At 67.0% G+C, this 18898-nt stretch carries 15 protein-coding genes; 4 read left to right on the top strand and 11 right to left on the bottom strand.

What is annotated here, in order from left to right; all coding sequences use genetic code 11:
* Positions 1-40: 40 nt before the first annotated feature.
* Genes LX70_RS15845 through LX70_RS15830 form a run of 4 tightly spaced genes read right to left on the bottom strand, consistent with a single transcriptional unit; the run spans position 41 to position 3649 of the window.
* A complete protein-coding gene (locus LX70_RS15845) occupies positions 41-1546 on the bottom strand; it encodes a malonate--CoA ligase (RefSeq protein WP_105515781.1) in 1506 nt (501 codons plus the stop codon).
* A 55-nt stretch (positions 1547-1601) separates the two neighbouring features.
* Positions 1602-2390 carry an iron chelate uptake ABC transporter family permease subunit gene (locus LX70_RS15840; protein ID WP_105515780.1) on the bottom strand — a complete coding sequence of 263 codons (789 nt, stop codon included), beginning with the start codon at positions 2388-2390 and terminating at the stop codon, positions 1602-1604.
* Positions 2383-3162 carry a metal ABC transporter ATP-binding protein gene (locus LX70_RS15835; protein ID WP_105515886.1) on the bottom strand — a complete coding sequence of 260 codons (780 nt, stop codon included), beginning with the start codon at positions 3160-3162 and terminating at the stop codon, positions 2383-2385. The genes LX70_RS15840 and LX70_RS15835 overlap by 8 nt, the downstream gene beginning before the upstream one ends.
* A complete protein-coding gene (locus LX70_RS15830) occupies positions 3149-3649 on the bottom strand; it encodes a Fur family transcriptional regulator (protein ID WP_105515779.1) in 501 nt (166 codons plus the stop codon). The genes LX70_RS15835 and LX70_RS15830 overlap by 14 nt, the downstream gene beginning before the upstream one ends.
* Before the next feature lie 85 nt (positions 3650-3734).
* On the opposite strand from LX70_RS15830, the gene LX70_RS15825 reads away from it, so the two are divergent.
* The gene (locus LX70_RS15825; RefSeq protein WP_105515778.1) at positions 3735-4658 is read left to right on the top strand and encodes a zinc ABC transporter substrate-binding protein; all 924 of its coding nucleotides are present in this window, start codon (positions 3735-3737) and stop codon (positions 4656-4658) included.
* 87 nt (positions 4659-4745) lie between these two features.
* Positions 4746-5237 (top strand): GbsR/MarR family transcriptional regulator, encoded by a 492-nt coding sequence (locus LX70_RS15820; protein ID WP_105515777.1) that lies wholly within the window; start codon positions 4746-4748, stop codon positions 5235-5237.
* 97 nt (positions 5238-5334) lie between these two features.
* Here LX70_RS15820 and LX70_RS15815 read toward each other — a convergent pair whose 3' ends face one another.
* The 7 genes from LX70_RS15815 to LX70_RS15785 form a co-directional block, all read right to left on the bottom strand.
* The gene (locus LX70_RS15815) at positions 5335-7338 is read right to left on the bottom strand and encodes a hydantoinase/oxoprolinase N-terminal domain-containing protein (protein WP_105515776.1); all 2004 of its coding nucleotides are present in this window, start codon (positions 7336-7338) and stop codon (positions 5335-5337) included.
* 9 nt (positions 7339-7347) lie between these two features.
* On the bottom strand, positions 7348-8970 hold the full coding sequence (locus tag LX70_RS15810) for a GMC family oxidoreductase (protein WP_105515885.1): 1623 nt from the start codon (positions 8968-8970) through the stop codon (positions 7348-7350).
* Positions 8971-9045: 75 nt separating this feature from the next.
* On the bottom strand, positions 9046-9945 hold the full coding sequence (locus LX70_RS15805; RefSeq protein ID WP_105515775.1) for an NAD(P)-dependent oxidoreductase: 900 nt from the start codon (positions 9943-9945) through the stop codon (positions 9046-9048).
* A gap of 10 nt (positions 9946-9955) precedes the next feature.
* On the bottom strand, positions 9956-11509 hold the full coding sequence (locus LX70_RS15800; RefSeq protein WP_105515774.1) for a trimethylamine methyltransferase family protein: 1554 nt from the start codon (positions 11507-11509) through the stop codon (positions 9956-9958).
* Positions 11502-12335, bottom strand: a complete 834-nt coding sequence (locus tag LX70_RS15795) for an isocitrate lyase/PEP mutase family protein (protein WP_105515773.1) — start codon at positions 12333-12335, stop codon at positions 11502-11504. The genes LX70_RS15800 and LX70_RS15795 overlap by 8 nt, the downstream gene beginning before the upstream one ends.
* Positions 12332-14773: a GcvT family protein gene (locus LX70_RS15790; RefSeq protein ID WP_105515772.1), complete on the bottom strand. Its 2442-nt coding sequence runs from the start codon at positions 14771-14773 to the stop codon at positions 12332-12334. Before LX70_RS15790 ends, LX70_RS15795 begins: the two co-directional genes overlap by 4 nt.
* Before the next feature lie 64 nt (positions 14774-14837).
* Positions 14838-17276 carry a GcvT family protein gene (locus LX70_RS15785; protein WP_105515884.1) on the bottom strand — a complete coding sequence of 813 codons (2439 nt, stop codon included), beginning with the start codon at positions 17274-17276 and terminating at the stop codon, positions 14838-14840.
* Between the two features lie 108 nt (positions 17277-17384).
* Here LX70_RS15785 and LX70_RS15780 point away from each other — a divergent pair, with 108 nt between their 5' ends.
* Both LX70_RS15780 and LX70_RS15775 read left to right on the top strand, forming a co-directional pair.
* On the top strand, positions 17385-17963 hold the full coding sequence (locus tag LX70_RS15780) for an isochorismatase family protein (RefSeq protein ID WP_105515771.1): 579 nt from the start codon (positions 17385-17387) through the stop codon (positions 17961-17963).
* Entirely contained in the window at positions 17963-18832 is an 870-nt protein-coding gene (locus LX70_RS15775; protein WP_105515770.1) for a LysR family transcriptional regulator, read from the top strand. Before LX70_RS15780 ends, LX70_RS15775 begins: the two co-directional genes overlap by 1 nt.
* Positions 18833-18898 lie beyond the last annotated feature (66 nt).

Genomic DNA, 18898 nt, shown 5'->3' with positions numbered 1-18898 from the left:
TCAAATTCTGAGTCAGTGTAAACCCGAAATGCCATAGGCCCTACCCGAACAGCCCCTTCAACTCGTCGCGCAGCACGTTCTTCTGTACCTTGCCCATCGTGTTGCGCGGCAAAGCCTCGCGCAGCACGACGCGCTTGGGCAGCTTGAACCTCGCCAGCCGGTCGGCGATCTGCGCCGCGACGCTGTCAGGGTCCGGCGCCGCCCCCGGCTCAGGCACCAGCACCGCCACGACCGCCTCACCGAAATCGGGATGCGGGACGCCGATCACCGCGCTTTCCAGCACGCCAGGCAGATCGTCCAGCACCAGCTCCACCTCCTTCGGATAGACGTTGAACCCGCCGGAGATCACCAGATCCTTCGCGCGCCCGACGATGGTCACATAGCCGTCCGCATCCATGAACCCCAGATCGCCGGTGATGAAGAAGCCGTCGGGGCGAAGCTCCTCCGCCGTCTTCTCGGGCATCTGCCAATAGCCCTGGAACACGTTCGGCCCGCGCACCTCCAGTGTCCCGATCTCCCCCCTGGGCAATTCGGCCCCTGAGGCGTCGCAGATCTTCACCTCGACACCGGGAAGCGGGAAACCCACCGTCCCGGCGCGCCGGTCCCCGTCATAGGGGTTCGAAGTATTCATGTTGGTTTCGGTCATGCCATAGCGTTCCAGGATGCGATGGCCCGTCCGCGTCTCCCATTGCCGGTGCGTCTCGGCCAGAAGGGGGGCAGAGCCGGAAATGAAAAGCCGCATCCCCGCCGTCAGGTTCCGGTCCAGCCGGGGGTCGTCCAGAAGCCTTGTGTAGAAGGTCGGCACGCCCATCATCGCGGTGGCGCGGGGCAGGTGGCGGATCACCTCCTCTGCGTCGAACTTCGGCAGGAAGATCATCGGCCCGCCCGCCAGAAGCGCCACATTGGTCGCCACGAAAAGCCCGTGGGTGTGAAAGATCGGCAGCGCGTGAAGCAGCACGTCATCCGCGGTGAAACGCCAGTACTCGACAAGCACCCGCGCGTTCGACAGCAGGTTGTCATGGCTCAGCATCGCGCCCTTCGACCGCCCCGTCGTACCTGAGGTATAGAGGAACGCGGCAAGGTCCCCCGGACCGGCGGGACAGACCGGCAGCGGATCAAGGCCCGCCGACCGTTGCGCGAATGACCCGGTGCCATCGGCGTTCAGAACCCCAACCCCCGCCCCGGCGGCGCGGGCCACGGGTGTCAGCGCGGCTTCGTTCCGGCCATCGCAAAGCACAAGCTTCGCCCCCGCATCGGTCACGAAATAGGAAATCTCGGCGGGCGTATAGGCGGTGTTCAGCGGCAGGAAGACGATGCCCTGCCGGATCGCCCCGGCGATCACCGCCAGCATGTGAACGCTTTTCTCCAGTTGCAGCGCCACCCGGTCGCCCGGTTGCAGCCCCGCGCCGACAAGGGCCGCGCCATAGCGCGCCGCAAGCGTGCAGAACGCGCCATGGGTCACGGTCGATCCGTCGGGCAGATGCAGGAACACCGTCCCGCGCCCCTCATGCGGCGCCAGCAGCCCGTCATGCAGATGGTTGGTCATCGTCCCCTCCCCGGCCTCGTTCCGTTCCGGGCATAGCGGCAGGGGGCGGGGATTTCTAGCGGGCGCGTTGGCGAAAGCCGAGGCTGGCGGCAAAGATGGCGGCCGCCGCGACCACGATGCTTGGCCCCGCAGGCGTGTCGAAGGTGAGAGAGCCCCAAAGCCCGGCCAGAACCGCCACGCAGCCGATCAGGACCGCCATCGCCGCCATCGCCTCGGGCGTGCGCGCGAAACTGCGCGCCGCCGCCGCCGGAACGATCAGCATGGCCGAGATCAGAAGCGCGCCCACGATCTTGATCGCGACCGCCACGACCAGCGCCAGCGCCACGGTCAGGACAAGGCGTTCCCGGCGCGGATCAAGGCCCGCGGCCTGCGCCAGTTCCTCATTCACCGTCGCGGTCAGAAGCGGGTTCCAGCGCCAGACCAGAAGCGCGAAGACCACCGCACTTCCGCCCCAGATCCACAGGAGATCGGCCACCGTCACCGTCAGGATGTCGCCGAACAGGAAGCTGCTCAGGTCGCTGCGCACCTCGGGCGCGAAAGAGACCGCGACAAGTCCGACCGCCAGCGCGGAATGCGCCAGGACACCAAGGATCGTATCACCCGACCTGTCACGGCTGGACAGAAGCGTGACCAGCGCGGCCATGACCAGCGCCACCAGCGCCGTCCCCAGCGCGACCGGCAGGTCGGAAAGAAGCGCCAGCGCCACCCCCAGAAGCGCCGCATGCGCGGTGGCGTCGCCCATATAGGCCATGCGCCGCCAGACGACGAAGGCACCCAGCGGCCCGGCGGCGATCATCAGGCCGATCCCGGCAAGGGCGGCATGGATCAGGAAGGTGTCAGGCATCGGCGGCCTCCGGCCCGTGGGCGTGGGCGTGGGCGTGATCGTGGTCATGCGCGCAGCCGTCATGCACATGGTCCGGCCCATGCGTATGACGGTAAAGCGCCAGCGTCCCGCCCGTCCCCAGCCCGAAAAGCGCCCGGTATTCCGGCGCCTCCGACACGATCTCGGGCGTGCCTTCGCAGCAGACATGCCCGTTCAGGCAGACCACCCGGTCCGAGGCGCGCATGACCACATGCAGGTCATGGCTGACCATGATGACGGCCGTCCCGGTTTCGGCCCGCACCTCTTCCAGCAACTGATAGAACGCCGCCTCCCCCGGCTGGTCGAGACCCTGCGTCGGCTCGTCAAGGATAAGGACCTGCGGTTCGGCCAGAAGCGCGCGGGCCAGAAGGACCCGCTGCAACTGCCCGCCGGACAGCGCCACGACCTGCCGCCCGCCAAGATCCGCCACGCCGGTGCGGGCCAGAACGGCGGCGGCGGCGGCATCGCTGACCCGGTGCGGCAGCGACAGGAAGCGGCGCACCGTCATCGGCAGCGCCGCATCAAGGTGCAGGCGTTGCGGCACATAACCGATCCGCAAACCCGCCCGATGCCGGACCGCGCCCGCACTGGGCCGCTCAAGCCCGATCAGCGCCCGGATCAGCGTCGATTTGCCCGACCCGTTGGGGCCGAGGATCGTCACGATCTCCCCCGGTGCGATGGTAAAATTGACGCCGGTCAGGATCGTGTTGTCGCCGCGCCGGACGGAAAGCCCTTGTGCCTCAATCAGCGGCATGACCGTCATCCCTGCATGAAGGGCAAAGGCCCACCGCCTCAACATTGCTGCGTTCGACCGCAAAGCCGATCGAGGCGGCGGCGCGGTCCACCGCCTCGGCCACCTCTGTCACCGGCGCCTCGGCGACTGCGTTGCAGGCGTGGCAGATGAAGAAGACCGGGCGATGCGCGGTGCCGGGACACATGCAGGCGGCAAAGGCGTTCAGCCGCCGGATACGATGGGCAAAGCCGTGATCGACAAGGAACTCCAGCGCGCGGTAGGCCACTGGCGGCTGGTTGCCGAACCCGTCCTCGGCCAGCTTCTCCAGCACCTCATAAGCGCCCATGGCACGGTGACCGCTCAGCAAGATCTCAAGCGCGCGGCGGCGCACCGGGGTCAGCCGCACGCCCTGGCTTTCGCTTAACGCCTCGGCCTCGGCCAGCAGGTCACCGGCGCAAAGCGAATGGTCATGGGCCTGAAAGGCAATCGGCGGGGAAGCGGAGGCCATGTTATAGTATCACATTCTGGTTGACATGTTACGATATAACATAAATAAGATGCCCCCGCACCGCAACTGCCAAGATGGACCCGACATGACCAGACTGCTCCTGCCCGCCGCGATCCTGCTTTCCGCCACCGCTGCCACGGCCGAGGTGCCGCAGGTCGTGACCGACGTTCCGATCACCCAGTCCCTCGTCGCCGGGGTTATGGGCGATCTCGGCACGCCCGAGGTGATCGTCACCAAGGGCGCGGACCCGCATGACTATCAGCTGCGCCCCTCGCAGGCGCGTGCGCTGGCCGGGGCGAATATCGTCTTCTGGGTCGGCCCGGAAATGACCCCCTGGCTGAACGGCCCGCTTGAGGCATCCGGCGCCGCCACGCGGGTGGAACTGCTTGAGGTCGCCGGAACCCATCTGAGGCATTTCGACGAGGCCGCAGAGGACCACGACGACCACGATCATGCTGACCATGACCACGAAACCGACCACGGCCACGATCATTCCGGCACCGACCCCCATGCCTGGCTCGACCCCGACAACGCGCGCACCTGGCTTGCCGCCATCGCCGAGGTTCTGGCAGGGGCAGACCCCGACAACGCCGCGACCTACCGCGCCAATGCCGAAAAGGCCGCAAAGGACATCGTTGACCTTGATACCTCGCTGAAGGAACGCACGCGCGCGCTGACGAAATCCATCGTCGTTTCCCACGACGCCTATGGCTATCTGGCAGAGCATTACGGGCTGACCATCGCGGGCAGCCTGTCCGAGGGCGACGCGGCCCGTCCCGGCGCAGCACGGGTGTCAGAACTGCGCCAGCTTCTCGACAGCGGCAATGTCGCCTGCGTCTTCCCCGAGGCGGGTCACGATCCGAAACCGCTGGCGGTCCTGACGGACGGCACACCCGCGAAGCTCGGCGCGCCGCTTGACCCGGCCGGGCTTGATCTGGAACCGGGGCCGGGGCTTTACCGCGCCGTTCTGGACGATCTGATCGAAAAGATCACCGCCTGCGCCGGGTAAGGGCGAAACCGACGGCAAGGCGGTTGCCATGGCCGGTCTCCTGCCTGAAAGTGTCCCCGACCCTTTCAGAACCCGGAGCCGCGCCCTTTGGATTTTCCCGCCGCCTTCGCCGAACTCGCCCAGCTTTTCGGCCTGTCGCGGCCCGCGGGTCTCTGCTTTGCGGCGATCTGGCGGGCGGCGCAGGCGCCCTGCGCCGATGACCTGACCGGGGCGCTGGGGCTGTCACGCTCCAACGTCTCGACCGCGTTGAAGGAGTTGCGGGACTGGGGTCTGATCGCCCGCGTCCGCGCGCCGGGCGACCGCAAGGAATATTACACGGCCGACCCCGACGCGCACGCCGTTCTCCTGGCCATGCTCGCCGCCTTTCAGCGCCGCTCGCTGACCCCGGCGGTGGAGCGTCTTCTGGCCGCCGAATCCGTCGCCAATGACGCCCGCGCCGCGGCGATGCATGCGGTCCTCGGCACGCTGTCCGACAGGCTGGCGGAGTTCGCCGCCCAACCGCCCGGCGACGGTGTCACCACGGCTGACAAGACCCCGTCCGAGGGCGGCAAGAAGAAGAAAAAGAAGCGGAAGGCGTAGCGCGCCCTTTAGCATTTCGGGTTTACACTGAATCAGAATTCGAACTTATTTCGTTCGAATTCCGATACTTGCTTTCTCAACGAAAACCCGAAACGCTTTAGCCGCGCGCGATACGCGGGCGGCCGCTGACTTGGATGCGCAGCCGCGCCTCGATGAACATCGGCTGGCCTTCGATCTCAACCTCGCTCAGATCGCAGGTCTCGGTGATGCGCATATCCTCCATCCCCGCCGCCTGCGCCTTGGCGCGCGCCTCGGCGTCCAGCGCGGCGCGGAGCGCGTCCAGCGCCTGCTCCCTCTCATTGAACCGCGCCGGTCCCTCGGCCAGATGCGCGACGAAAAGGCCGGGGCCGGGGCTGGAGACCAACCCTTCGGCATGGACGGAGCTTTGGCCGACAACGGCCCCGATGGCATTGGCCACACCCGCATGTTCGGGCAGGATCGTCCGCGCGTTCAGCGCCTGCCCCACCGCGCCGTAATAGCTGGGGGCCGAGGCGCCAAGGCCGATGACCGGCAGCGCGAGTTCGGCGCGAAGGCGCAGGATGCCGGAATGGCCCGCAAGGCCCGCGCGCAGCAGCGGATGGCGGGCCAGCACCTCCGGCTGATCCGCCCACTCCTCCTCCGCGAATGCGGATTCCAGCAGGCAATCGACGGTCTGGCGCGTCAACTGGTCAATGATCTCCTGCGCCAGCGGGCGGGGGCCGTCGGTGATCCGGTCGCCGCGCCCGTTCCGCCGCCGCGCGAACAGCGTCACCGCCTTCAGCGCCGCGCTGCCATCCCAACTGTCCAGCCGCCCAAGCACATGCGCCGCGTCGGACGGCGTGACGCCCGCGATCATCACCAGCCCGCGCTGCACCAGCCGCATCATCGCGGGCATATCAAGCCGCGTCCGCACCGCGTCTGACAGCCGCACCGGCCCGTTTTCCAGCCGCTCCACCACCCCCGCCTCACGCGCAGAGAGGCCCGCCGGGGCGGTGCCGCGCCACATCGGCAGGGCAAAACGCCCGTCCATATCGCCGGTCGCGTCCTGCGACAGCCAGGTGTCGAGCGCATCGTGAACCAGCCCCGGCCAGTCCCGTGCCGCCAGCGACACCGGCACCAGCCGCCGTGGCCCAAGGCGCAGGCGCGTCGCAAGCCCGTCTTCCTGATGCACCTCGCTGTCGCCGCCAAGCCCGGTCGTGCGCATCGCGACCGCCTCGACCATGGTACGGAACGGTCCGACCCGCGCGCCCATCGGGTCGATGGCGGGCAGGCCGTCCTTCAGAAGGCAGACATCCGTCGTCGTCCCGCCGATGTCGGAAATCAGCGCGTCCTTCTCCCCCGTCAGCCAGCGCGCCCCGGCGACCGAGGCAGCGGGACCGGAAAGGATCGTCTCGATCGGGCGTTCGCGCGCAACGGCGGCCGAAACCAGCGCCCCGTCCCCGCGCACCACCATCAGGGGCGCGTCGATGCCAAGATGGGCCATATGCCCGTGGCACGACGAAATCAGATTGTCGATCATCCCGATCAGCCGCGCATTCAGAACCGCCGTCAGCGCGCGGCGCGGGCCGTTCAGCCCGGCAGAAAGCTCATGCGAACAGGTGACCGGCTTGCCTGTCACCTCGCGGATCAACTCGCGGGCAGCAAGTTCGTGCGCCGGATTGCGGGTCGCAAAGCTTGCCGCCACGGCAAAGCCGCTGACACCCGGCGCGACCTCGACCAGCGCCGCGCGGAGCGCATCAAGGTCCAGCGCGGCCAGTTCCCCGCCACCGTGGTTATGCCCGCCCTTCGCCCAAAGCACAGGGTCGCCCCGCATCGCCTCTTCCAGCCCGGCGCGCTTGAACTCCGCCTGTTCGAAGCCGATGAAGACCAACGCCACGCGCCCGCCCTGCCCTTCGACCAGCGCATTGGTGGCCAGCGTGGTGGAGAGCGAGACCAACCCCACCTGCGCCGGGGCAATCCCCGCCGCCGCGATGGCCGCGTCGATGGCCGCGCCGACACCGGCGGACAGGTCGGGCCGCGTGGTCAGCGACTTGGCCGAGGCGACGACGCGGTCGCCCGCCTCATCCAGCACGACGGCGTCGGTATAGGTGCCGCCGGTATCGACGCCCAGAAGATAGCTCATCACCCCGTCCTATCGCTTGGTCCCCAGAATGCGCTCGGCCCCAAGCCAGCCCACAAGGATACTCGGCGCATTGGTATTGCCGCCGATCAGCGTTGGAAAGACCGAAGCGTCACAAACGCGCAGGCCCTCCACCCCCCGCACCCGAAGATCGGGATCGACGGCCGATGTCGCGGGATCGCGGCCCATACGAAGGGTACAGGAGGGGTGGTAGACCGTCCCCGACCGGGCGCGGAAATCGGCGATCAGGTCGGCGTCGGACGTCACCTGCGGGCCGGGGCGCAATTCGTCCGCGATCAGGGCGCACAACGGGTCCTGCGCGGCAATCCGACGAAGGTATTTGACCGCCGCCAGCATTTCATCGACGTCGTGATCGGTCGAATAGGCATTGGCGACGATCCGGGGCGCGGCGAAGGGATCGGCGGAACGCAGGTCGATCCAGCCCCGACTGGTCGGGCGGCAGTTCGACAGCCCGATGGACATGCCCGAAAACGGGTCCGGCGTCAGAAGCGGGCGTTCCCCCGCGCGCGGGAGAAGGGTTGAGAAGGCCTGAAAGTAAAGCTGCATGTTCGGCCGGTCGAGCGCAGGATCGGTGCGGAAGAACCCGCCACCATGGTTGATCGACTTGGCCAGCGGCCCGGTGCCGCGCAGGACATACTGCATCCCTGCCCAGAGCTTGCCCCACCATGGCCGAAGGGCATCGTTGTAGGTCGGCACCGTCATCCGCCAGGTATAGTTGATACCCTGATGGTCGTTCAGGTTCCGGCCCACCTGCGGGCTGTCCGCGACAACGGAAATCCCATGCCCTGCCAGATGTTCCGCCGGGCCGATCCCCGACAGCATCAGAAGCTGGGGGGAGTTGACGGCGCCCCCGGCCAGGATCACCTCACCCCGCGCCATCGCGCGTTTGAGGGTGCCGCCCTGCCGGTATTCCACCCCCACCGCGCGGCCGCCCTCGACGATCACCTTCGTCGCATGGGCGCCGGTCAGGACGCGCAGGTTCGCCCGTTTCATCGCCGGTCGCAGGAACGCCCGCGCGGCCGAATTGCGGCGGGCCTTACGGATCGTCATCTGGTAGATGCCGACGCCTTCCTGATCGGCCCCGTTGAAATCCGCGTTGCGGGCCAGCCCCGTCGCCTCGGTCGCGGCGATGAAGCTGTCGACCAGCGGATGAAGGTCGCGCCGGTTGGCGGAGACGAAAAGCGGCCCGCCCTTGCCGCGCCAGTCATCCGCGCCCGCCTCATTATCCTCGATCGCCCGATAGGCGGCGTTGACAGCCTCCGCGCCCCAGGCCGGCCCGGCCAGATCGCCCCAGTCGTCATAGTCGCTGCGATGCCCGCGTATCCAGACCATGGCGTTGATCGACGACGACCCGCCCAGGATCTTGCCGCGCGGCCAGTGATCGCTTTGCCCCGCCAGTCCCGGATCGGGTTCCGCCCGGTACATCCAGTTCACCGCCGGATCGTAGAACAGCTTGCCATAGCCCAGCGGAAGCTGGACGTAGAACCGCCGGTCGGTTCCGCCCGCCTCAAGCACCAGCACGCGGTGCCGCCCGCTGGCCGACAGCCGGTCAGCCAGAACCGAGCCTGCCGAACCGGCGCCAACGATCACATAATCAAATTCCGCGCTGTCCATCGCCATCCCTCAGACGCGGATATGACCACCCGTCCCGCGACCGGGCTGTCATGCAAGCGACATGAAACGTCGCAACTATTCCAGCCTGTCGGGGAAACCCGCGGCCCGAAGGTCCGTCCCCAGCCGATCCTCAAGCAGTTTCGCGATCATCGGTGATTGCGCCGCCCCGCCATAGGCCGCCTTCGCCGCGACATAGGTCTGCTCCGTCATCGCGGCGAGGTCCAGCGGCACCCCGAATTCGCGCCCGAAACCCAGCGCGAAGCCAAGGTCCTTCAACGCAAGATCGACGGAAAACGCGATGTCGTATGACCCGTTCAGGATCAGCGCGCCCTCTGTCTCATGCACGAAGGAATTTCCCGAAGACGCGCGGATCGCCTCCCACGACTGCTTCAGGTCAAGCCCCCCGCGTTTGGCGAGCATCAGTGCCTCGGACGTGGCCTTCAGGTGGATGAAGGCCAGCATGTTGGTGATGACCTTGATGATCGCCGACGACCCGAGCGGCCCCATGTGAAAGACGCGGTTCCCCATCGCTTCCAAGGCGGGCCGGTGCAGGTCGACCAGATCGGCGTCACCGCCCGGCAGCATCGTGATCTGACCCTTTGCGGCCAGATGGACCCCGCCCGTGACCGGCAGTTCCAGCATCCGCACCCCGGCCTCGGCCGCGATGGCGGCCAGACGCAGCACGTCGTCGCGGCCCAGCGTCGACATCTCCACCCAGGTCGCGCCGGGCTTCATCGCGGGCAGGATCTGACGCAACACCGTCTCGGACACGGCGGGCGAAGGCAGGCAGGTGATGACGTGATCGGCCGATCCGGCCAGCACCTCGACACTGTCCGCCCAGACCGCCCCCTTCGCGACAAGCGCGTCCCCTGCGCCGCGGTTCAGGTCGTGGACGGTGACCCCGAACCCCGCTTTCAGCAGGCAGCCCGCGCAATTCGCGCCAAGGTTCCCAAGCCCGATATAGCCGTAATGCACCGCACGCCCCTTAGCGGAAGTAGATGTTGTAATCGGCGCGGATCGCGGCATCCAGTTGCGGATCGACCTGCATCCCGGCCTTCGACAGGATGTCGTTCTTCCGCGCGATGGCCTTGTCCAGAAGCATTGGCCGGTCGGCCTCAACCCATTCCTTCGGGCTCATCCGGTTGCCAAGCGCAGGGTAGACATATTCCGTCTGCATCAGCTTCAGCGTCTGTTCAGAGCCAAGATAATGCCCCGGCCCGCCCAGGCAGACCGATTTCATCGCCTCGATCGAGGTCGAATCCTCGGTGACGTCTATGCCCCGGATACAGCGCAGGACCTGCCCCAGGATGTCGTCGCCGAGAACCAGCGACTCAAGGCAGAAGCCCAGAAGCGAGGCGTGCATGCCCACCGCCTCATAGACCATGTTCAGGCCGGACAGGCCCGCAAGCGTATTGGTGATCGCCTGTTCCCAACCGGCCTGCATGTCGGGCAGCTTGGCATCCGAAATCCCCGCCGCTGCGCCGCCGGGCAGGTTGTAGAAGCGGTGCATCTGCGCGCAGCCTGCGGTCAGCAGCGCCTGTTCCGCCGACCCGCCCGACATGGCACCAGTGCGCAGGTCCGACACGAAAGGCCAGGTGCCGAAGATCGCCGGATGCCCCGGCGCCATGGCGTTGACATAGACCACACCGGCCAGACATTCCGCCACCGCCTGCACGATGGCCAGCGCGATCGGCGCGGGGGCCGTCGCGCCTGCCTGCCCGGCCGACAGAAGCAGCACCGGCATCCCGCCCCGGATGCAGGCCTCCATCGTGACGCAGCTTTCCTCGGCAAACTTCATCGGCGGCACAACAAAGCAGTTGGAATTGGAGATGAAGGGCCGTTCGCGCCATTTGCCCTCACCGCCCGCAAGCCGGTGGATCATCTCGAAACACGGCGCGACATGCGAGGGGTCGGAAAAGGACGTGCCGACATGCTTCGTGGTGCCGGAACAGCAGGCGTAAAGCGTGTTCAGGTCCATCTCGAGGTTGTCGGCCACGTCCCGCGCCACCATGGCCCGCTGGAAAAAGTGGACGTTATCAAGCGCATGGGTGATCCGCGCCGCGTCATAAAGATCCTGCGCGGTGGAATCGCGATAGGTGTTCGTCTCCAGATCGACGATATGCACCGCCGCGCCCGCCGTGCCGAAATGGACGTTGGTGCCGGTCAGGTGCAGGTCATGCTTCGGATCGCGGCCAAAGAGGGTGAGGTCACGCGCGGCAAGGGCCAGCATGTCCTCGACCAGCGCACGGGGAAAGCGCAGCCGCCCGTCATCGCCCTGAATGGCGCCCGCGCGGGTCATGATCTCCACCCCCGAGGCCGGGGCCTGCGACAGGCCGATGACCTCCAGCGCGTCAAGCGCGGCCTCGTGTATCCGCGCCATACCCTCTTGCGTCAGGGGCTTGTATTGCCCGCCGGGCAGTCCCGCCCGGATCGGCCGCAGGTTTTCGGCCAGGGGCGCGGCCCGCAATGCGCGGCGTGCCTCACGCCCGCCCGCCCGTGCCGCCCGCCGCGGCTCGCAGTTCAATGCCTCTTCACTCATCGCCCGTCCCTTTCCTGAGCAATGCGTCAACCTCGTCGCCGGAGGCCGCGGCCATCAGCGGGTCGAACGATCCCGCCCCCATCATCGCCACCATGCAATCGCGGATCGCCGCATGGGTGACCCGCGCGACCTGACTGCCAAGTGAAATCCGGCGCACGCCCATCGCGGCCAATTCCGCCACGCTCAGCTTTCTCAGCGGCCCGGCGGCGAGCGCGTTGACGGGCGCCGTCACCGAGGCCAGCACCTGCCGCAACTCCTCCGGCCCCGGCGGGACGGGCAGGTAAAGCAGGTCCGCCCCCGCCACCTCAAACGCCTGCAGGCGGCGGATACCCTCGGCCAGGTCATAGACCCCGTTCATTACCCCATCGGCGCGGGCGCACAGAACGAAGGGCCGCCCCAAAGCCTTGGCCGCCGCCACCGCCGCACGAATGCGTTCGACGGCCAGATCGAAATCATAGGCCGGGGCGCCCGCCACCATGCGCGTATCCTCGATCGAACAGCCCGACAGCCCCGCCTCCGCCGCCAGCCGCACGGTGTCGGCCACGCCCTCGGGATCATCGGCAAAGCCGTTCTCGAAATCGCCCGACAGCGGCAGCGCGGTTGCCGACAAAAGGTCCTGCGCATGGGCCAGCGCCTCATCCCGGCTGACGCCGCCCATATCGGGCCGGCCGAGCGTGAAGGCATGGGCCGCCGATGAGGTGGCAAGCGCCTTCGCCCCCGCCGCCGCCATCATCCGCGCCGATCCCCGGTCCCACGGGTTCGGGATCACGAAGCAGCCGGATTGATGCAGGTCGAAGAACGCCTGATGCCGCGCCGCCAATGTCATGCCCGCACCCGTTCGGCTTTCGGATCGTACATCGGCGCCAGGCTCGCCTCGGCCCGCACCCGCCGCCCGGCGATCTCGATCTCATAGGTCGAGGCCAGAACCTCATCCGCGCTCTCGCCCTTGCACGGCACATAGCCAAGCCCGATCGCCCCGCCGAGGTGGTGGCCGTAATTGCCCGAGGTGACGATGGAGACGATCCTGCCATCCCGCACCACCGCCTCATTGTGAAACAGGCTTGCCTCCGGGTCGGTCAGGCGGAACTGTACCAGCCGCCGGTTCAACCCCTCCTCACGCTTGCGCAACACCGCGTCGCGGCCGATGAAATCGCCCTTCCCGGTCTTCACCGCAAAGCCAAGCCCGGCCTCAAGCACATGATCCTCATCCGTGATGTCATGGCCGAAATGCCGGAACGCCTTCTCGATCCGGCAACTGTCAAGCGTATGAAGCCCGCAAAGCTTCAGCCCCAGATCCGCCCCCGCCTCTTCCAGCGCCTCGAATATATGCGCCGTCTGGTCGGTGGGCGCGTAGATCTCCCAGCCCAGCTCGCCGACATAGGTCACCCGGTGCGCGCGCCCAAGGCCCATGCCGGTCTCGATTTCCTGCGCGGTGCCGAAGGGGAAGGCCGCGTTGGAGAAATCCGCCGGGCTGACGCGGGCCATCAGATCGCGCGCCTTCGGTCCCATGATGCACAGGACGGACTCCGCCGCCGTCACATCGGTGATGACCGCGAAGGCATCCCCCAAATGCCGTCGCAGCCAGGCCAGATCGCGTTGCAGCGTCGCCCCCGGCACGACCAGAAGGAAGGCCGTCTCCGACAGCCGCGTCACGGTCAGATCGCACTCGATCCCGCCCCGCGCGTTCAGCATTTGCGTATAGACGATCCGCCCCGCAGCCACGTCCAGATCGGCCCCGCACAACCGTTGCAGGAAGGCCAGCGCATCGCGCCCCTCGACCCGGATCTTGCCGAATGAGGTCATGTCAAAGAACCCGACCCCGGTCCTGACCGCCAGATGTTCCTCGCGCTGGTTCTCCCACCAGTTCTGGCGCCCCCAGGCATAGCGGTATTCCCGCTCCTGCCCCGGCCGCGCGAACCAGTTCGCCCGCTCCCAGCCCGCAACCTCGCCAAAGACCGCGCCGCGCGCCTTCAGATGTTCGTGCAGCGGCGTCCGCCGCACGCCCCGCGCGGTTTCCACCTGCCTATAGGGCCAGTGATCCGCGTAAAGCAGGCCCAGCGTCTCGCTCACCCGCTCCTTCAGATAGCGGCGGTTGCGCTGGAACGGCTGGGCGCGGCGGATATCGACCTCCCAGAGGTCGAAGGGCGGTTCACCGTCATTCATCCACTGCGCCAGCGCCATCCCGGCACCGCCCGAGGACACGATGCCGATCGAATTATACCCCGCCGCGATCCAGTACCCGCCAAGCTCCGGGCTTTCGCCCAGATAGTAACGGTCGTCGGGGGTAAAGCTCTCCGGCCCGTTGAAGAAGGTATGGATCCCCGCCTTTTCAAAAAGCGGCATCCGGTTCATCGCCGCTTCAAGGATCGGCGCGAAATGGTCCCAGTCCTCGGGCAGGGTGTCGAACTCGAAATCCTCGCGAATGCCGTCCATGCCCCAGGGCTTCGCCTTCGGCTCGAACGCACCCAGCATCATCTTGCCCGCATCGGACTTGTAATAGGCGCATTCGTCCGGCACCCGCAGCACCGGCAGATGGCCCAGCCCCTCGACCGGCTCCGTCACCAGATAGAAATGCTCGCAGGCATGCAGCGGCAAGGTCACGCCCGACTGCGCCGCAAGATCGCGGCCCCACATGCCACCGCAATTGACGACCATGTCGGCGGCAATCTCGCCACGCTCGCCGCCCGCCTCCCATACGACGCCGGTGACCTTCGCCCCGTCATCAAGGACCTTCGTCACCTTGACACCCTCGATGACCTGCGCGCCCCGCATCCGCGCGCCCTTGGCCAGCGCCATTGCGATATTGGCCGGATCGCATTGCCCGTCCAGCGGCAGATGCACCGCCCCCACCACGTCCGAAACGTTCAGATGCGGGTACATCGCCTTCACCTCGGCGGGCGAAACCTCCTGCACGTCCACGTCGAAGGCCCGCGCCAGTGTCGCCTGCCGGTAAAGCTCCTCTTTCCGCGCCTCGGTCAGCGCGACAGAGATCGAACCCACCTGCCGCATGCCGGTGGCAACCCCCGTCTCCTCCTCCAGCCTGACGTAAAGATCGGCGGAATACTTGGCCAGCCGCGTCATGTTCTGGCTCGCCCTGAGCTGCCCGATCAGCCCCGCCGCATGCCAGGTCGTGCCGCAGGTCAGCCGCCGGCGTTCCAGAAGCACGATGTCGCTCCAGCCAAGCTTGGCCAGATGATAGGCGACCGAACAGCCGGAGACCCCGCCCCCGATGATGACGACACGCGCGTGGCTCGGAACCTTCATCTTCTGCCTTTCATTGTGGCCTAAATACTCCGGGGGGGTCCGGGGGGCTGGCCCCCCGGCGCTCTCACCCCTTGATCCGTGTGTTCTCCGGGTCCCAAAGCGGCCTGTCCTGCTGCACCACCGCCTTGCACCGCTCACCGTAAATCTCGACCTCGACCTCGGTCCCCGGCACCGCGAGATCCGCCCGCAACATGCCGAGCGCAATGGATGTGCCGACGCGGTAGCCCCAGGCGCCCGATGTCGTCTCCCCCACAACCGCACCGCCGTGCCACAGCGTCGACATATAGGGCGCATCGCAGTCCCCGGCCTCAACCGTCAGGGTGACGAAACGCTTCTTCACCCCGCGCTGCTTTTCGGCCAGAAGGGCGACCTTGCCGGTAAACTCCTTGTCCCAGCGGATGAAGCGCTCAAGCCCGCCTTCCAGAAGCGAATAGTCGGTGGACAGATCTCCCTTCCAGGCCCGGTAGCCCTTCTCGATCCGAAGCGAGTTCAGCGCCCGCATCCCGAAGGGCGTCGCCCCGGCCGCCAGCACCGCGTCATAGATCACCGGCATGTCGGCAAGGGGGGCGTGAACCTCCCATCCCAGCTCGCCCGCGAAGGACACGCGCGCCAGAACCGCCTTGCGCCCGGCCACCGTCGCCTCCGCATGGCTCAGCCAGGGCAAGCTCAGGTCGGCATCCGAAATCGCGGCGAACAACCCGCGCGATTGCGGCCCGGTCACGATCAGCGTGGACATCTCCGCCGAACGGTCCCTCAGCGTCAGATGCCCCGGCAGCGACCGCGCCAGCCATTCGTAATCGTGCCACTGCGCCGTCGCGGCGGTGATAAGCGTGTAGTCATCCACCCCGTTGCAGGCCACCGACATCTCGGTCGCGATCCGGCCGCGGTGGTCCGGGAAATAGGCCAGCGACAGCCGCCCCGGCTTCGGCAACCCGCCCGCGATCTGCCCCGACAGCCACTCGCCCGCGCCCGCCCCGGTCAGGTGAAAGCGCGAGAAGCCCGGCAGGTCGAGAACGCCGACACCATCGCGAACCGCCTCGCATTCCGCCCGGATACGCGCCTCCCACGGCCCGGCGCGGGTCCAGGTCTGCGTCGCCGCCCAGCTTGTGTCGTCGCCCGGTTTCGCGAACCATTCGGCACGCTCCCAGCCGTTATAGGGCGCCATCTGTCCACCCAGCGCCTTGACCTTGTCATGCACCGGCGACAGCCGCCGGTCCGGCGCGGCGGGCCAGCGCGCCATCGGGAAGTGCATCCCGTATTCGTGGCCATAGACCTCCTTGCCCTTGGCCACGCAGTATTCGGGGTCCGTATAGCCGGTGAAACGGCGCGGGTCGCAGGACCACATGTCCCATTCCGTCGCCCCCTCCGTCACCCATTCGGCCAGCACCTTGCCCGCGCCGCCGCCCTGGGCGATGCCGAAGGTAAAGACGCAGGCCTCGAACGCATTCGGCACGCCCGGCATCGGCCCGATCAGGGGATTGCCGTCCGGCGCATAGGGGATGGGGCCGTTGATGACCTTGGAAATCCCGGCCGTCCCCAGCAGGGGAACGCGCGCCATGGCGTCCTCGATATACCATTCAAGCCGGTCGAGGTCGTCGGGGAAAAGCTGAAAGCTGAAATCCTCGGGGAACGGATCGTCGGGGGAGACCCAGTGCGCGCGGCAGTTCCGCTCATAAGGGCCAAGGTTGAAGCCGGTCTTTTCCTGCCTGAGGTAGTAAGAGGTATCGACATCGCGCAAAAGCGGCAGCTTGTGGCCGACCTCTTTCGACCATGCCTCGATCTCGGCAATCGGTTCGGACAGCAGGTACTGATGGCTCATCACCATCATCGGCACGGTGCGCCCGCCATAGGGCTTGAACCACTCGCCAACCTTCTGCGCGTAATAGCCTGCGGCGTTGACCACGATCTCACAGCGGATGTCGCCCTTTTCGGTGTGGACGATCCATTCCCCATTCTCGCGGCTGACGCCGGTGGCGGGGGTAAAGCGCAGGATGGTCGCCCCCATGTCCCGCGCGCCCTTGGCCAAAGCCTGCGTCAGTTGCGCCGGGTCGATGTCGCCATCCGCCGGATCGTAAAGCGCACCCGCAAGGTCATGCGTCTCGATGAACGGGTATTTTCCCCTGATCTCATCCGCGCCCAGGACCTCGATCTCCATGCCCTGATAGCGGCCCATCCCCTTGGCGCGGGCAAACTCCTGCATCCGCTCCTTCGAATGGCCAAGGCGGATGGAGCCGGTGACATGATAGTTCATCGGGTAATCCACTGCGGCGCCGAGACCACGGTAAAGCTCGGTCGAATAGCGCTGCATGTTCATCAGCGACCATGAGGTGGAGAAGGTCGGCACATTGCCCGCCGCGTGCCAGGTGGAACCGGCCGTCAGCTCGTTCTTCTCAAGCAGCACGCAGTCGGTCCAGCCCGCCTTGCACAGATGATAGAGCGAGGACACGCCAACCGCCCCCCCACCGATGATGACCACCCGCGCCTGCGTCGGAATCCCCGCCATGGCTTTGCCTCCCGCCTTTTCGATCTTCAACATGTGCGCCGGAATTTTCCCGGTTTCAATTCGCATATCGCGGCATTATTGATCGGAATATCCGATTAGAGGGGCGACATGGACGATCTGCTTTTCAACCGCGACCAAAGCGTTCTGGCGGTGATCGACGTGCAGGACGTGTTTCTGGCGAAACTGGCCCCTGAAGCGCGGGCGCCGCTTCTGGGTCGTATCGTCTGGCTGATCCGGGTGGCCCGCGCGCTGGACATTCCCGTTATCGCGATGGGTGAGGACATCGCCCGCAACGGTCCGCCGATGGCCGGGGTGATGGACGCGCTGGCGGCGGACACGGCCGTTTTCGACAAGCGGGTCTTCGGCCTTGCGGGGCAGGACGATCTTCGCGCGGCGGTCCTTGCGACGGGGCGCGCGCAGGCCGTTCTGGTCGGGCTGGAAACCGATGTCTGTGTCGCGCAGTCGGCGCTGGGGCTGATCGGCGCGGGGCTTCGCGTCGCGGCGATCCGGGATGCCACCGGATCACCCGGCGCCGACCACGCGGCGGGGCTGGACCGGATGCGCGCCGCAGGGGTCACGATCACCACCGCCAAGGGCATCTACTACGAATGGCTGCGCGACCTTGAAACGCTGGCGTGCATCAAGCCGCTGGTTGGCGCCGCCAAACCGGATGACCTGATCCTCTGATGCAGATCGAACTGATCGACACCTTTCTGGACCTTTGCGAGACGCGCAGCTTCAACCGCTCTGCCGAGCGTCTTGGCGTCACGCAATCCACCGTCTCGGGCCGGATCCGCAGCCTTGAGGCGTCGCTGGGCCGGCCGCTGTTCCTGCGCTCCCGCGCCGGGACCGAACTGACAACCGAAGGGCTGCGGTTCGAACCCCACGCCCGCGCCCTGCGCCGCAGCTGGACCGAGGCGCTGAACGCCACCCGTGACGCGGGGCCGGGCGGTGTCACGCTGCGCATCGGCATCCAGCACGACCTTGTCGGCGCCCATTTCGCCAATCTGATCCGCGAATTCCGCGCCCTTCTCCCCGATGCCTCCTTCCTGTTCGAGGCTGACTATTCCCAGCAGATGTGCGCCGATCTCGTCTCCGGCGCCCAGAACCTTGGTCTTCTCTTCTCCCCCCGCCTGCACCCCGACCTCTATTTCGAAACGCTGGGGGAGATCTGGTACGACATGGTTTCGACCGAGACGGACGCCCTTACCCATGTGCGCGAGGACACCTATATCCTTGGCAACTACTCCCCCGCTTTCGCCGTCTCCCATTCCGCCCAGCATCCCGGCCTTGGCGGGGCGACGCTCTCGGTCGGGCAGAACGCCGCCATGGTCGGGCTTCTGCGCTCGCTCGGCGGGTCGGCCTATGTGCTGCGCGACAGCGCGCGGGAGATGGTCGAGGACGGAACGGCAAGATTTGTCGCCGATGCGCCCGCCATTCCGCAGACGGTCTTTGCCGGGCTGCACCTGCGCCAGCGTCACCGCACAACGCATCGCCGCCTCGTTCACCATCTTCACGCGCATTTCGGCACTGAACCACCCCGCAAACGGCGCTGATGCCCTGCCGGAATCGGGCGCAACATCCCGTGAATCCCGACACTTGTCCGATTGGACATGTCTAAA

It is taken from the genome of Albidovulum denitrificans, from assembly GCF_002973535.1.
GTDB classification, from domain to species: domain Bacteria; phylum Pseudomonadota; class Alphaproteobacteria; order Rhodobacterales; family Rhodobacteraceae; genus Albidovulum; species Albidovulum denitrificans.
This window is presented reverse-complemented; position numbering and strand designations above follow the sequence as displayed.